Source organism: Dictyobacter arantiisoli, from assembly GCF_008326305.1.
GTDB classification, from domain to species: domain Bacteria; phylum Chloroflexota; class Ktedonobacteria; order Ktedonobacterales; family Ktedonobacteraceae; genus Dictyobacter; species Dictyobacter arantiisoli.
Window position 1 is genome coordinate 1 of sequence record NZ_BIXY01000118.1, and the last position, 14955, is coordinate 14955.

Sequence of the window (14955 nt, forward strand, 5' to 3'; positions counted from 1 at the left end):
GCCACCCAAGGCCGAGCCTGCACCACCACGCCTCCCCGCCGCTCCTCCTGCTACGCTACCTGGTTCCTCTCGTCCTTCTGCTCACCACCCCTGGAAGCGATCTTTCCTACCGAGTTGAGTTCGAGCTCAAAAGAACTTTGCGAAAATCTGAGGGGCACCCGCTGCGTAACTCCCCCTCGACTCTCTATACCAGTTCGTGTTAAAATAGGCCCGACAGCTATTCCACAAAATACAGCAATAGATAACGTGACATATGCAAGATGCATATTACATACACCAAATCGTCTGAATAGACTAGGGGAGCAACGATATGTCAGGACATTCAAAGTGGGCACAGATTCGCCGCTCAAAGGGCGTCAATGATTCGCGCCGAGGCCAATTGTTCACCCGTTTAGGACGCGAAATCGTTGTCGCGGTACGTGAAGGTAACAGTGGTGACACCGGAATGAATTTCCGCTTGCGCCTTGCGGTACAACGAGCACGCGACGCCAATATGCCATTGGATAATATTGAGCGCACCATCAAGCGAGCCCTCGGTGGCAATGAGGGCAATAACCTTGAGGAGATCACGTACGAGGGCTATGGTCCTGGCGGTACTGCTATTCTGGTTCAAACACTAACTGAGAATAGAAACCGTACCGTCGCTGAAGTGCGCAATGCATTCAATCGTAATGCAGGAAACATGGGTGAGAATGGCTGTGTTGACTGGCTCTTTGAGAACAAAGGCGTGATTGAGGTCGAATTAAATGGTCACGATGCGGATGAGTTATCACTGGAAGCCATTGATATGGGGGCCGATGATGTCGAGCCTGCTAATCCTGGTGATGAGACCCTGGTCATCTACACCGATCCTTCGGCTGCCGTACTGGAAAAGGTGCACAAAGCGCTGGAAACGCAAGGCTATAAAGTGCTGAAAGCTGAGAGCAATCTGGTGCCAAAAACCAGAATTGAGCTGTCGGAAGAGAAAACAGCCCATCAAGCCATTCGCTTGATTGAGAAACTAGAAGATCTCGACGACGTGCAAAATGTGTATACCAACGCGGACTTCCCAGAGGAATTTGCGGCTTCTTACGGCGCATAATTTTTGCAGCCGTTACCAGCCGCTTATGCCAGAAGGGAGCGTGGCTGATGCACCAAAATTTCATGCCGCCTCCACCACCGAATGCGCGGATTACGCTCGGCATTGATCCAGGCACCGCGATTGTGGGCTACGCAGTTATCATGGCGCGGGGAAGTGAATTAAGCATGCTTGCATGTGATGTCATCACAACCCCCGCCGGGATGCCACTGGCCCAGCGATTGCAAATTATTTATGAAGGAATTAGTAAGATCATCGCAACCTATCAACCGCATGAAGCGGCGATGGAGGAGCTTTTCTTTGCGAAGAACGCCCGCACGGCAATGACCGTAGGGCAGGCACGAGGCGTTGCGATGCTTGCACTGGCGAATGGCGGCCTCTCTGTAGCTGAGTATACACCTAAACAGGTGAAACAGGCTGTCACCGGTTATGGAGGAGCCGATAAGAATCAGGTAGGGGAAATGGTACGCATTCTCCTCAAGTTGATGGCTGTTCCCAAACCAGATGATGCCGCTGATGCCGCTGCAGTCGCAATTTGTCATCTGAATACAGCATCTTATGCGTCTGATCTTTTGCGTTATAAATCATAAGTACCGATATAGATACATTTAAAATTGTATTGCCCGTTGGGATCGATGGGAAGAGGGATTTTAGGACGAATGATTACAAGTATTCATGGGACTCTTGAGGCAACCGGTGGAGATCATGCTATTATACGCGTGGGTGGGTTTGGGATACGGGTTTTCGTGCCGTCTTCAACCCTCAACCACTTGAGCGAGATAGGGATGGAGGTATCCCTGATGACCCATTTTCATATGCGTGAAGATGGCATCTCGCTCTACGGATTCTGGTCGGATTTAGATCGCAATGCATTTGAACAATTGATTGGCGTGAATGGTGTGGGTCCCAAAGTAGCCCTGGCCATTCTCTCAGCGATGGATGCTGTGACGTTCTATCAGGCTATTGCCAATGAGGATTTACAACAACTGGGATTGGCAAAGGGCGTGGGGAAACGTCTGGCTGCCCAACTGGTGCTTGAACTCAAGGGAAAACTGCCATCCCTGGCTGGCCTGAGCACGGAGAGTGCGGCGATACCCGCAAGCACCAAAGCACAGGCAGAAGCCCTTGAGGCCCTGATGGGACTGGGATATTCAAGCTCGGAGGCCCAGGCAGCGCTCTCTAAAATTCCCGCCGGTCAGGCCCAGACCCTGGAAGATTATATTACCTTTGCCCTGCGCTCCTTTTCACGGCAGTAATATTCCTTTCTGCTCAAGCATTGAAGTTGTGTCAGACTCCCATTGCCTCCATAATCTTCATACATGATGCACCCGAGGCACTTCAATGCTTAAGATGATCCCAACTCTGCGCGACCAGGGATGCCGCATGTCCATCGGGATAGAGGATTTGCATGCCCTGGGATGCAGGTGTCATAAGGCCAATAGGTGTAACCGGGGTGCCTGTCTGAGCACGTATGGCTGTATGCACCGCTTCAAAGGCATCCGGCGCACAGGTAAACAGGAGTTCATAGTCTTCGCCACCATGTAATATCCAGTCGTGCGCATCACGAGAATAGGCACGTGCGATAGTATGCAATGGTTCGCCCAATGGCAGGCGTGCGAGATCCAGCAGCACACCACATTGACTGCGCTCGCAGAGATGTTGCAGATCGCCGCTCAAGCCATCGCTGATATCCAGAGCGGCGGTCACTTTATCAGGTCCCAACTGGCTGAGGATCTGGCCTTCACGCACCCGCGCAGTGGGCGCTGTATGCCGTTCTCGGACGTATTGCAGGCTCTGTGGGTCAATGGATAATTGGGGGAATGGAGGCACTGTAGGTGTTGTAGAGGGCCGTACGAAGGTGCTCAAGCCCGCTGCTGATTCTCCAGGTGTACCTGTAACGCAGAGGATATCTCCCGCGCCTGCTCCGCTCCGCAACAGTGCATATCCACGCTTTACCGTCCCGAGCAGGGTAATATCAATGCAGATTTGTTGCGCCACGCCCACGCCAGAGATATTGCCTCCAACAATAGCAGTGTTAAAACGGGTAGCCTCGGCGCGCAAGCCAGCATAAATACCATCCAGCACATCCACTGAGAGATGGGGAGGCAACAAGAGAGAGATCAGCGCGTAACGCGGCTCGCCACCCATGGCAGCGATATCACTTAAATTAATCGCCAGAGCCTTGCGACCAATATGCTCTGGTGATGATGTTTGTAATGTGAAATGGACACCCTCGACCTGACTATCACAGGTCGCCAGCAAGAGATTGTCCCCGCCCATATCCAGCACAGCACAGTCATCCCCGATCCCGACATCGGAAGAAGAATGACTCGTCAAACCGGCGGTCAAACGTGCAATCAACGCAAACTCACCCAACTCAGAAATATCCATGCGGCATGCTCCTGTCTTTATTCCAGCAACTTCGGCTGTACGCTCTATGATTTGCGCTTGCACAGATACCGGCCCTATGCTATCCTACATCTTATTCCCAGAAAATCATAGATAAGGCGGCCAATTTGCAACATACTACGGAGTTATTAGTGGTTACCCTGGCCCATATTCATCCGGGGAACGATAGAGATGCCCTGGCTCGTATACGTGCAATCGTTGAAACCTTGCAGAGCGCTCCAGGACTACTTTCAACACGCATATATCGTGGACACCACAACGGCACAACCTATCTGCTACTTACCACCTGGGAGGATGAGGAAAGTTGGCTGAAGGCTCAGGAGCGCCATACGCCCAAACAATTGCTCTTGAGTATGAAAGATATGCTAGTCTCTCCTCCCGAGCAATGGCTGATGTATTATCTCTGGGGCTATAACCGTCCAACGGTGTCCCCGGTCCTGGCCTGTGCTCATCTGATTAGCGTCACACCGCAACAGATGGATATGCTACAAAATATCTGGCTGAATAACCTGCGCCAACCAGCCTTACAAGACTGGTTGACCTATGCATTTCTGGCACGTGGCACAAATGATACGCCAACCGCGACCAGAATCGCGACTGCGCCCCATTCCAGTGGCTATCGCGAGGTCTTTCAGTTGCAGAGCACACTGCTCTTCAGCTTTTTTAGCTGGTCCAACGAAAGTGAACGCGAGGCCTTCTATGCGGATACGACCTATCAGGCCATGCAACAACTGGCAGAGCAACATGGTATTGTGCGTACCCAGCCACTTGAGGCTATCTAATCGGCGGATGTTTCCGCTACCGGTCGATCATAGTATTTCTTCAATTCAGCTTTGAAAAAATTCTGATCAGCCCACATGGCATTGGTAAAGGTATGATATTCTCCATCACAGATGGGTGCGGAGGCACTACATTTACGATGGGGGTGCAGGCGAAAGACAATTGAACTGCCACGAACCTCTATCCACATATGGCGGAGCGTCGATTGTGTGCCCCAGCGGAACAGGACCATGGTGTCATATTCCTCAAAGTGTCCACGCCCCTTGAGCAGATGCTTATTGATGCTTTGTAACATCTCTGCCAGGCCGCTTTCACGCAAAATATGCTTGGCATTCTCGCGCAGCGCGATCCGACGCGCCTCACGCTCCTGTGTCTCTAATACATCCTCATTCTCAAGCGAATGTTCATGCTGGTACTGGCTTGTAGACATGATACCCCTTTGAAAAAGCTAAACAAACAGATACTATTCAGACAAAAATATCGTTTTATTGAGCATAGCACAAAAGGGCAAGAGGCCACAAAACCTTCATCCTAATCAGGGGTGGGGAAAGGCCGGGGGGAGAGAAAAACTCACTGAAATTTTGCTAACGCCTCATTATCAGAAAAAGTATACGTGCTCCGCCCTCCACTCCCAACCAGACGGAGATGGCTTGCGGAACGCGCACGTGATCCTTGAGAAGCATAACTCCAATCAGGATCAGGGCAAACATGCGAAACATTGCTAGAGGATTGTTTGGCCTTGCGCTTGGCCTCAGCCGTCAGGCCACTGACCTCACACATAGATGGGCATTGCGTCTTATCACTGACCACACCGATTGAGAGTGAGACCAGCGGAAAGAGACGAGGATGTCCACTGCGATCCAGGCCATTGATGGCCCCTCGCTCAAGATCTTCACGCCGATAAAAAGCCCGACTCTCCTCACGATAACGCTCCAGGATATGATTACAGAGGATTTTTTCACGATCAGGCGTGGTCACAATCACAAAGTCATCACCACCCACATGCCCGACAAAATCGTCAGCATTGCCATATTCATAGACAACATTCTGACAGGTCTGGCCGACCAGCAAGATCATATCATTGCCGATCACAAAACCATAGGCATCATTGAAGGCTTTAAAGTTATCCAGATCGAGGTAGAGGACACACCAGGGATCAGAGCCACGCAATTTGTAGTCGATTGCCCGCTCCAGTTGTAAGCCACCCGGAAGACGCGTCAGAGGAGAAAGAGTATTTTGCTGCATACGGCGCAATTGCCTGCCAATATGTGCGAGAAGTTCATCATCATTGACTGGCTTGGTCAAATAGCTATCAACTCCCAACTCATAGGCACGCACTTTATCCGCAAGCGAGGTGCCATTGCTAATCATAATGATCGGAATGTGCATGCATTTAGGATGATCACGGAGTTGTTGAATGACCCTATAGCCATCGATCCCTGAGCGGGCCACATCAAGAATAGCCAGGCCAGGCATCTCACGCATTGCAAACTGTACAGCATCATCGCCACCTGCCACCCGCACGACCTGATAGCCCTCAGCTCCAAAGTTTTTCCTGACTAACTGCGTGATGACTCCTTCATCTTCGACGACTAAAATGCTGGACATATATACTCCTACCTCTACGTTTCACTATATACACCGTGTATACCGGAGAAGACTCACATCTTTCAGTAATTACAAACGGGTTTTTTTTCACAAATAGAGTGATGGTTGTGAGTCAATAGGCTTTCTTTCCGTCGATTGCTTATGATACCCTACCATAGCAGAGAAAAGCTTCTCATAGACGCCACAGCACACCAATCCCCCCCTGCATCTGAAAAATACCTTGTATTCTGATACTCTCAAATAGAGACGTAGTTAGAGAATGCGCAATATGCGTAGTATCAATGGATGAACCACCTCCTGATATAAAGCCCATCAGATGGGAGGATGAGGGCATTCAACCCGGCGATCGCTGCTTTAGCGCGCCATCTGATGCGTGAAAATGAGAAACAGGCTGTCTTCCAGTGTACATATAATACCATAATAGATAAAAATAGGTATACATATGTCATAGTTAGTATAACATCCTTCGGCTGACATGCAAAGGTTTTGTTGGACAAATCGTGGTCCTTCGTCAAAATTTGACTAAAACTCACACAACGCCTACTTTTTGGCTGTTGTCCGATCAGTCGGGGTAGTTTCTCTCCCGCCGCCTGCGACGGGAGAGAGAAGAGGGAGGCAATGGGGACACCCCATACCCCGGCAGGGGGACTGTTGTCCCCCTGCACCCCCTGCTTGGCACCCCGTTTTTGCTTTGTACCTCGGGCGGCAGGACTGCTGTCCTTTGCTCTTTATCCTTGCTCTGTCGCAATGAGAATGTTTTGATGGACACCGTCTATACAATAGAGACGATTGACAACGTCCTGGCATGAGATAAAATGGGATACAATTTCTTTTGTGTTATTCTTTTGCAATTCATGCCAACTTTATGTAGAGCATAACACAAATATCAGGAGAAGTGCAGGGGATGCAAGGGGACTGCATCACCACTGCCGGGGCGTGAGATGTCCCCCATAAGTGCGAACAGAAGCGGGATTGTGAAGGGTGCAACCCTTAACCTGGGGTCCGGGGCAGCGCCCCATAGGTGCGAACATAAGGCTTTTCAAGCGGGATTGCAAAGGGCGGCCAGCCCTTTGCCGGGGTTTGGGGTGCCCCCAAATACCTCTTTTCTTTCCTTATTCCGCCCGCAGAGCAGGAACAATAGAGAACCGAAAAATATTGATCAGCTTATGTATAGAATGGATAAACGGCAGGATGGGTAATTCTGCAGGGATACCGAAGCCAGTTGCGCAAACTAGCACGCCAGAATATTGACGCATGAGCCTGACTGGGATACTATTTAGACACAAGGGCATATCACTAGGGAAGCAGAAGGATAAGCGATGACCTTATCAGTACAAGCGGAACGACCAATTACATTTCATAGCAAGGGCCAACCAGCCCTTCTTCTCGAAGGGGTCGTACATACTCCCCCGAAAATAGAAAAAGCACCCATTATTATTCTCTGTCACCCCCAACCCGCCAGTAGCGATATGAATGATTCTTTAAATATCGCGCTGGCACGCAGTCTGGCTGAAGCAGGTATGGTGGCATTTCGCTTTAATTTTCGTGGCGTTGGTCGTAGTCAGGGTCAGCAAACTGATGGACGGCTCGAACCACTTGATCTGGCCGGTGCCATTGAGACGGCACTGACATTTCCAGGCATTGATCCATCTAAACTTTGCGTCATCGGGCACGGCTTTGGTGCCTATACAACCATGCTCTATGCGCCATTTGACAACCGTATTCGTACCATCGTCGCCATCAGTTTGCCAATATTTCGGGCCAGCGGCGGATTTCCACGCTCGTTTGAACGACCAAAGCTTTTTGTGACTGGCGAATTCGATGAAGTGTGCCCTCGTTTCAAACTTGAGCCATTTGTCGAGCAACAGAAAGGTCCAAAGGGCATCAAAATTATTGTGGGAGCCAGACATCTCATGCATGGTTTCGAGGAACCAGCGATCCAGGCAATCCTTAGTTATCTCCAAAAATGGGCCAGCATGCCTGGTATCTAAATACATGCATTTCACATATTTTCATAAATCATACATCGAGAAGTTGGGAGGAGAGGAACGTTGAATCCAGCCAATCCTATTATTGTACAGAGTGACCGCAGCATCTTACTGGAGGTGGATCATCCTCAGCATGAAGAGGCGCGGGACGCATTGGCACAATTCGCAGAACTTGAAAAATCCCCCGAGCATATTCATACCTATCGGCTCACGCCCCTTTCGCTCTGGAACGCCGCCGCCGGTGGTATGGACGCCGCTGCGATTCTCAGTCTGCTCAACCAATACAGTAAATATGCCCTGCCCCCCAACATTCAGACCGAGGTGCAGACGTATATCCATCGCTATGGACGCGTCAAGTTGATACGCGAGGGCGAGCATCTGTTATTACATTCAGATGACGTGATGCTGATCACAGAAATTATTGGTCACAAGAAGATGCTGCCTTATATTGAGCGGCAGATCAACCGCAATACGCTTCAAATCGATTCAGACCGTCGAGGGCATGTCAAACAGGCTTTGATTCATATTGGCTTTCCAGCCGAGGATCTGGCCGGTTATACGGAGGGTTCGCCGCTCCCACTGCACTTACGCGACACCACTTTGCAAGGCAAAGAATTTACTCCACGTCACTATCAAAGCGCCGCCGTTTCCGCATTCTATGCGGGTGGTGCACTGAGCGGTGGAAGTGGTGTCGTCGTCTTGCCCTGCGGGGCTGGCAAAACGATTGTTGGTATCGCAACCCTTGCCACATTGCAACGCGCAACCTTGATCCTGACCCCCAACACGGTTGCGGTACGCCAATGGATACAAGAAATCCTTGATAAAACCGATATTCCGCCTGAGATGATTGGCGAATATACTGGCGAGCATAAAAATATTGCCCCTATTACAGTCAGTACCTATCAAATCTTGACCTATCGGCGCAAAGAAGATGGCCCCGAAAATGGTCCCGTGCAGAAGGTCTATCCTCACTTCTCGCTCTTCACAAATTATGATTGGGGACTGATCATCTACGACGAGGTACACCTCTTGCCAGCTCCTGTTTTTCGCTTTACCGCCGAGATACAGGCACGCCGTCGCCTGGGCCTGACAGCCACGCTGATTCGCGAGGATGGTTGCGAAGCAGATGTCTTTAGTCTGATTGGTCCGAAGAAATATGATGTTCCCTGGCGTGAACTGGAACAACAGGGCTGGATCGCGACTGCGGAATGCCATGAACTACGCGTCAGTTTTCCCGATGAAGATGCTCAATTAAACTATGCTCTGACCGAGGGACGGGATAAATATCGTGTCGCAGCGGAGAATCCAGCCAAACTCGATGTGGTACGCTATCTGATTAAAAAGCATCAAGATGATCAAATTCTCATTATCGGACAATATCTTGAACAGATTAAACTGCTAGCGGAAGAGCTCCAGGCTCCCATTCTGACTGGACGTACACCGACCGCGCAACGCGAAAAACTCTATGAGCAATTTCGTGCTGGCAAGATTAAGCGTCTGGTTGTCAGTAAGGTCGCTAATTTCGCTATCGATCTGCCGGATGCTAATGTTGCGATACAGGTTTCAGGCACCTTTGGTTCACGACAGGAAGAGGCACAACGTCTGGGACGCATCCTACGTCCAAAATCAGATGGAGGCAACGCCTATTTCTATTCGATAGTGACGCGCGATACTCGCGATCAAGAATTTTCAGCCAATCGCCAGCTTTTTCTGACCGAACAAGGATATCGTTACATGATAGAAGATGCTGAGTCACTCTTGACAACACAGCCATAATAGAAAAAATAGCTCCATTTTTCCAGTAATGAAAGATGGAGATGGGCAGGCGATAAGAGCCGCTGTGCTTTGCTTGACATCCACCTCTACAGGGTGATACTTTGAGAGGCAGGAGCAGCATTTATTACCAACTAATAAGAGGATAGCATGGCAGATAACTATATTGAAGTAACATCACAAGATTTTACCGAAAAAGTCTTGCAGGCATCCGAACTTGTGGTTGTCTTGTTCGCAACAGAGCAAAGCAGCGCTTGTAAGATACAAGAACCAGAGTTACAGGCGATTAGCAAGGATTATAGTGGTCGCATCATCTTTAGCAGGCTAGATATCACCGGACAAGAAGAGGTGACGGCCCAATGGAAAATTGAAGGGATTCCAACCCTGCTCTTTTTCAAAGGCGGCCATGTCATTCATCGCATTAGTGGCATCGTCATGCGTGATAAATTACGCCGCCAACTCGACGGTGCTTTACTTGCCGACTAAAAAAGAGCTGCCTTTATTTTCCCCTATCTTTAAACAGGAGTTTCTATTTTGTCATATTTCTATCCTATCCGTTTGCGCGCTTCTCTCCACGAAACAATCTGGGGCGGACGTCGCTTAGAACGCGATCAGTGGAAAGCGCTTCCCGCGGATGAGAGTCTTATCGGTGAGTCATGGGAGACCGAAGTCAGTAATATCGCGCAAAACGGTCTCTATGAGGGCAAGACTCTCGGAGAGATCGTCGCTGAAACAGGTAGTGCATTCCTGGGCCGAGATGCCGTTGCGATCTTTGGTAATCGCTTTCCCCTGCTTGCCAAATTTATTGATGCTAATGCTCAACTCTCGGTCCAGGTTCATCCCAATGATAGCTATGCCGCGCAATATGAGGGCGGCAAACTGGGCAAAACAGAGTTCTGGTATATTTTGAGTGCTGAACCTGGTGCCACCATCGTTCACGGTTTTACAGCCCCGACAACGAGCGCTGAGGTCAAAAAGTCCATTGAAGAGAACACTCTGGAAAATCTGATGCACAGCGAAGCAGTACAGGCAGGTGATGTGGTCTATGTTCCCGCCGGGACCGTGCACGCCATTGGTAGCGGTATCCTGTTATATGAACTCCAGGAATACTCTGATATCACCTATCGTATGTATGACTATGGCCGCTTAACCGCTTCCGGTCAGCCACGCGAGCTGCATATCGAGCGCTCGTTGGAGGTCTCACATTATACACAGTCAGCCCAGATCAAGATGCATCCCGTTCAGGTTGCCAGTACCGAAGCGTATGATGATCGCTGCTTGATTGCCAGCGATTATTTTTTGACCCGCGAGATTACGCTGAAAGCAGGAGCCTACCGGGATCGTACCGATGGCAGCTGCATTATTCTGACGTCACTGGGTGCCGAAGCAAGCGTTGCCTATGGGGAAGATCAGGAACTCTCTATCACCCTGAGCCGTGGTCAAACCATGGTGTTACCAGCCGAACTTGGCGCATATAGCATTGCAGGTGAAGGCGCACTGCTCTTCTCTTACGTGCCTGCTAAAACTGATCTTATTCGTCAGCAATGGCAAGCAGCTAATCCGAAGAGTGCTCTATAGAGCACTCTTCCTCTCCCCTCTCCCCCAAGCTCTCTATAAACACTGGACCCCTGATTAGCGTTCGTGGCGACGCTTCTGACGCTCTTCATCTAAATCGGTAATAGTACCTTCGACTACCCGGCCTTCACGTTCAGGCTCAGACTGCGAAGAACGCATATAGGGGTTGTATGTCTGACGCAAGAAACTATTCTGTTGTTCTTGTACACGTCTCATATCAGATACGACTTTTGAAATGCCAGTCCCAATATTTACAATTACTGATATGCCATAGAGTACCGCCCAGACAACCAATCCCACCAGCAGTGTCACAAAACCGCTCGCGATGCCATTCCAAATCCCATCGATATGTCCATTACTGATGCCTTCATAGAGCACCATAATCATAATCGGCAGCCAGAAAAAACGCACAAGAATTTGCAAAAGCCAATGTACAAACCACCAGATAGCCTTCACTGGATCAGAGGGCATATTCCAGGGTGGAATAGAGGGTATCCGATTGCGCCAGCGTTTCAATGTATTCACATAAGCCTTCTTCAATCAGCAAGTGGGAACATACTGCTGAAAAGTTACTTGTCATCCCCTCTATTGTAGCAGCCAATCCCTCTATTTACCAGTGGCAAGTGAACTTCTCAGGGCTTTTTGGTAGTCCTGTTTTACCGCGAAAGCTTGTCAAGAAGCAATTCAATTGCTTCTTGAGGGTGAGCACAGAAATGCCGCATGTGCTTTGCAACGTTGGAAACACCTAACCAATCCATCAGTACTAAGATTCCTCCATTTAAAACGGCGAGCGCTTGTGGCGCATTCCTTATACGAACTTGACATGCATCCTCCCCTAAGGTAACATCACGTCGATAATGGAGGCAATTCTCGATACACCAATGTTTCTGATTCAAATCCAAAATGCGCTTGGCACCTGCTCGCTTTCTCGGAAGATTCGTCACTCCATAGACGATTTCTTCTCGTTCTTCTTCCCCTTTGGTTACCCTTCTGCGAATCTGAAACACTTGCGCGATGTGAGACCATTCTTTCTCGAACCATGCATTCATCTGCTCGCTGGTCCAGATTTCCCGCACCTCTTGCCTTCCATGTCCCTTGTTCACCTTCTTGTGATAGCCCCATTCGCTTGCATTGAACCCTTCATCAGCAAAAAAGTCTTCGAGGTCCTGGCGCATCGTTGGTTGATTCTCTTTCACCGTCAAAAGGTAATAGCCTCCATACGCATGAACCCCTGCACACCACTTCTTCTGCGTATGGATTGCGTCAGTACTGATGATCCTCCCTTTCACCAACAATGGGTGTAAAAATGCTCCTGCTGCCGTGATCTCGTTCTCTTTGCTTTTAACTGCTTCTTGCGCGATGACAATGCCACTTTCGCATTCATACAGCGATAGCAGATACACCGAAGGTTGCTCCTCTTGAGCATGACCCAGCGTCCCACGCAACACCTTTCCATCCATCGCTGTATGAAGCAGTTTCTCCTCTTCCTGCTGCTGTTTCACCAGTCGACTTGGTTCTGTCCCACACTGTTGTTCTGCTCTCGCTTTCAGAAGCACCTGTGCGATCGCTTGGGCTATGTCATTGTCGCTGCTGATACCTATGAAGAAACCGAACAGGCTTTGGCAAAGGCTTCGCACCTAATCGACGTTTTGGAAGTGAATTGAGTCTCATTGCATCATAAGCATGTGTATACGTTAGAAAGTGGATGATAAATGCTTGTACTATTTTTTAACACTGAGACCCGCATGACATTTTGTGCTCTGGGTATATGTATGAGTAGTTGTTAAGTGATGACAGAAATGTTTTTGAATGAGAAAGGTAACAGGAACCGTATGCTTACAGAACAAATCTTGCTTCAAGAAAGAGCCAGCAATCAGCTTCAAAAATCTCTTGACTAAACTGATACCGAAGAGCCACTCCTCCGAATCATCGAGGTTGCGCAAGAGTCGTTTAATGGATCTTACGCAAGTTTGCTGATAATGGGAAAAAGCACTTCCGTTGGAAACATGCCGATCTGCTCCATAAGCCAAACAGCTTTCTCGATCTTCTCTGATCGATTACTTGAATCAGCAAACTTGCGTAAGATCCGTTTAATTTTTGGATTTACAACTTCTATAAAGCACGAGCTAGCTTTTCTAATTGTATTCTCAAAGAACGTGCATCGTAGCGTGATTGGGCAGATCGAAGATCAGCAGCGATCGTACCTATGGTGTCACGCAATTGTGCTGGGAGGTGGTTCCCAAGATATCTGGAACTTGACTCGCTCACAAAAAGTTCAGTGAGGACCTTCCCCATTCCCTCAAGGTCCTCATTTTTCTCAAGTTGTGTGGCATTTTCTTTCGCTGAGCCAAAATCGATAAGTTTTAGCATTCCATCAGATTGTATCATGACATTTCCCGCATGGAAATCGCCATGACGGATATCGTTTGTGTGAAGTATTTCCAGGGACTTAGTCAGTTCTGCACTGATTGTAAGCGCCGTTTTTGCCACTGATAGACTGTCTTGAGAATCTTGAAGATGATCACGCCAAGTTGTATCCAGATGAGAACCTGTGATATGCTCCATCACGATGAGAAAACGTTTTTCAGTCACGGCAATCGGCGTTTCCAGATGGGGATTTTTACGATAAACTGAGCTAGTTTCGATAACTCCTTCTTGAATTAATCGAGGAAAATGTGAGTCATTCAGCTTTCCCAGTATATGCGCTTCCTTGCAAAAACGCTCCAGAGCCCAATTCAAGTTTCCAGGCTGAGGAAAAATACGCAAATCTTTTGCAAAGACCAACTCTTTTATTACCACCCTTTGGTTGGTGTTATCAACAGCAGAGTAGGTACGACCATTTAATCCTTGTCCCACGACACGTTCAACCTGGAAGGTTGATGAACCTGATCTTATGACATACTTGTCATCAAGAGGCGGAACGTCTTTCGGAACCTGCTTCAAATACAGTACATGTTCAGGTGGTTGAGAGAAGAGATTTGCATTACGTAACACCTGTTCTCCATCTGACCCAAGCCCACGATACCACTCTGATAAGGGTTGTGGTATGGCCCTGGAATCTGATGCTTCCTGAGATTCATGCATACCCTTTTCATAAAGAAAAGAATGATCAGGTTTTTGAAGCACGATATCAGGAACTGTATGCGCGGGTACATCTGTTGTACCAAACCTTCTATTATCCATAGCTATTATCTACTCCCTTTACTTCCTTAACCCAGGATGACACATTTCACCCACGTATCAAATAATCATATGGCTTATCCAGGGCAATCGCATCTAATTAACCCCATCAAGAACGCGCTGGAGATAAGTTGTGTCCCATCCAGCTTTGAGGCGCTTGGCATGGATGCCAACCCTTGACGACTTTTCCTGTCGTAAGAGATTCAGGCTAATGTGTCGTAAAACCGCCAGATTTTCAGAAGCATAGCCTTGTCGAACTCTTGATTCATCTTCCCGAAAAGCAACATCAAGCACCCAATGCAAGCTGTTTTCGATCGACCAGTGTTTCTGATTCAAATCCAAGATGCGCCTGGCACTTGCCTTCTTTCTCGGAAGATTCGTCACGCCATACGCAATTTCTTCTCGCTCTTCTTCTCCCTTTTTCACCCATCGGCGAATCTGAAACACTTGTGCGATATGAGACCACTCTTTCTCGAACCATTCATTCATCTGGACACTGGTCCAAATTTCCCGCACTTCTCGCCTCCCATGACCCTTCTGTACCTTCTTGTCATATCCCCATTC

15 protein-coding genes are annotated in these 14955 nt (G+C 48.8%); 8 read left to right on the forward strand and 7 right to left on the reverse strand.

Annotation, left to right across the window (positions count from 1 at the left end):
- Positions 1-310: 310 nt before the first annotated feature.
- From F1593_RS25265 to ruvA, 3 genes are all read left to right on the forward strand, one after another.
- On the forward strand, positions 311-1081 hold the full coding sequence (locus F1593_RS25265) for a YebC/PmpR family DNA-binding transcriptional regulator (protein WP_149404334.1): 771 nt from the start codon (positions 311-313) through the stop codon (positions 1079-1081).
- A gap of 47 nt (positions 1082-1128) precedes the next feature.
- Positions 1129-1668 carry a crossover junction endodeoxyribonuclease RuvC gene (gene ruvC, locus F1593_RS25270; RefSeq protein WP_149404335.1) on the forward strand — a complete coding sequence of 180 codons (540 nt, stop codon included), beginning with the start codon at positions 1129-1131 and terminating at the stop codon, positions 1666-1668.
- Positions 1669-1737: 69 nt separating this feature from the next.
- Complete coding sequence (gene ruvA / locus F1593_RS25275) at positions 1738-2334, forward strand: Holliday junction branch migration protein RuvA (RefSeq protein WP_172632441.1); 597 nt, start codon at positions 1738-1740, stop codon at positions 2332-2334.
- Positions 2335-2416: 82 nt separating this feature from the next.
- On the opposite strand, the gene thiL is transcribed toward ruvA, so the two are convergent.
- Complete coding sequence (gene thiL / locus F1593_RS25280; protein ID WP_149404337.1) at positions 2417-3469, reverse strand: thiamine-phosphate kinase; 1053 nt, start codon at positions 3467-3469, stop codon at positions 2417-2419.
- Positions 3470-3594: 125 nt separating this feature from the next.
- Between thiL and F1593_RS25285 the strand changes: the two genes are divergently transcribed.
- Positions 3595-4269: an antibiotic biosynthesis monooxygenase family protein gene (locus F1593_RS25285; protein ID WP_172632442.1), complete on the forward strand. Its 675-nt coding sequence runs from the start codon at positions 3595-3597 to the stop codon at positions 4267-4269.
- Here F1593_RS25285 and F1593_RS25290 read toward each other — a convergent pair.
- Positions 4266-4697, reverse strand: a complete 432-nt coding sequence (locus tag F1593_RS25290; RefSeq protein WP_149404339.1) for a hypothetical protein — start codon at positions 4695-4697, stop codon at positions 4266-4268. The two genes, F1593_RS25285 and F1593_RS25290, sit on opposite strands and share 4 nt — an antisense overlap.
- Positions 4698-4837: 140 nt before the next feature.
- A complete protein-coding gene (locus F1593_RS25295; protein ID WP_149404340.1) occupies positions 4838-5875 on the reverse strand; it encodes a GGDEF domain-containing response regulator in 1038 nt (345 codons plus the stop codon).
- 1319 nt (positions 5876-7194) lie between these two features.
- Here F1593_RS25295 and F1593_RS25300 point away from each other — a divergent pair.
- The 4 genes from F1593_RS25300 to F1593_RS25315 all read left to right on the forward strand — a co-directional run bounded on the left by F1593_RS25300 (position 7195) and on the right by F1593_RS25315 (position 11214).
- A complete protein-coding gene (locus F1593_RS25300; protein WP_149404341.1) occupies positions 7195-7866 on the forward strand; it encodes an alpha/beta hydrolase in 672 nt (223 codons plus the stop codon).
- A 60-nt stretch (positions 7867-7926) separates the two neighbouring features.
- The gene (locus F1593_RS25305) at positions 7927-9639 is read left to right on the forward strand and encodes a DNA repair helicase XPB (RefSeq protein WP_149404342.1); all 1713 of its coding nucleotides are present in this window, start codon (positions 7927-7929) and stop codon (positions 9637-9639) included.
- Between the two features lie 147 nt (positions 9640-9786).
- Complete coding sequence (locus F1593_RS25310; protein WP_149404343.1) at positions 9787-10122, forward strand: thioredoxin family protein; 336 nt, start codon at positions 9787-9789, stop codon at positions 10120-10122.
- Positions 10123-10170: 48 nt separating this feature from the next.
- On the forward strand, positions 10171-11214 hold the full coding sequence (locus F1593_RS25315) for a type I phosphomannose isomerase catalytic subunit (RefSeq protein WP_172632443.1): 1044 nt from the start codon (positions 10171-10173) through the stop codon (positions 11212-11214).
- Positions 11215-11268: 54 nt separating this feature from the next.
- On the opposite strand, the gene F1593_RS25320 is transcribed toward F1593_RS25315, so the two are convergent.
- The 4 genes from F1593_RS25320 to F1593_RS25335 form a co-directional block, all read right to left on the reverse strand.
- Complete coding sequence (locus F1593_RS25320) at positions 11269-11736, reverse strand: hypothetical protein (RefSeq protein WP_149404345.1); 468 nt, start codon at positions 11734-11736, stop codon at positions 11269-11271.
- 131 nt (positions 11737-11867) lie between these two features.
- Positions 11868-12713, reverse strand: coding sequence for an ISAs1 family transposase (locus F1593_RS25325; RefSeq protein WP_172632444.1), 846 nt, complete (start codon positions 12711-12713; stop codon positions 11868-11870).
- A gap of 610 nt (positions 12714-13323) precedes the next feature.
- Positions 13324-14394, reverse strand: coding sequence for a protein kinase domain-containing protein (locus F1593_RS25330; protein ID WP_149404347.1), 1071 nt, complete (start codon positions 14392-14394; stop codon positions 13324-13326).
- A gap of 93 nt (positions 14395-14487) precedes the next feature.
- Positions 14488-14955, reverse strand: a 468-nt coding sequence (locus tag F1593_RS25335) for an ISAs1 family transposase (RefSeq protein ID WP_216368988.1), incomplete at its 5' end; no start/stop codon positions are given.

Bases quoted from the DNA above. Each gene is read 5' to 3' on its own strand.
- ruvA (WP_172632441.1), top strand. From the start codon at position 1,738: ATGATTACAAGTATTCATGGGACTCTTGAGGCAACCGGTGGAGATCAT.
- F1593_RS25330 (WP_149404347.1), bottom strand. From the start codon at position 14,394: ATGGATAATAGAAGGTTTGGTACAACAGATGTACCCGCGCATACAGTT.
- F1593_RS25290 (WP_149404339.1), bottom strand. From the start codon at position 4,697: ATGTCTACAAGCCAGTACCAGCATGAACATTCGCTTGAGAATGAGGAT.
- ruvC (WP_149404335.1), top strand. From the start codon at position 1,129: ATGCACCAAAATTTCATGCCGCCTCCACCACCGAATGCGCGGATTACG.
- thiL (WP_149404337.1), bottom strand. From the start codon at position 3,469: ATGGATATTTCTGAGTTGGGTGAGTTTGCGTTGATTGCACGTTTGACC.
- F1593_RS25300 (WP_149404341.1), top strand. From the start codon at position 7,195: ATGACCTTATCAGTACAAGCGGAACGACCAATTACATTTCATAGCAAG.
- F1593_RS25265 (WP_149404334.1), top strand. From the start codon at position 311: ATGTCAGGACATTCAAAGTGGGCACAGATTCGCCGCTCAAAGGGCGTC.
- F1593_RS25310 (WP_149404343.1), top strand. From the start codon at position 9,787: ATGGCAGATAACTATATTGAAGTAACATCACAAGATTTTACCGAAAAA.
- F1593_RS25295 (WP_149404340.1), bottom strand. From the start codon at position 5,875: ATGTCCAGCATTTTAGTCGTCGAAGATGAAGGAGTCATCACGCAGTTA.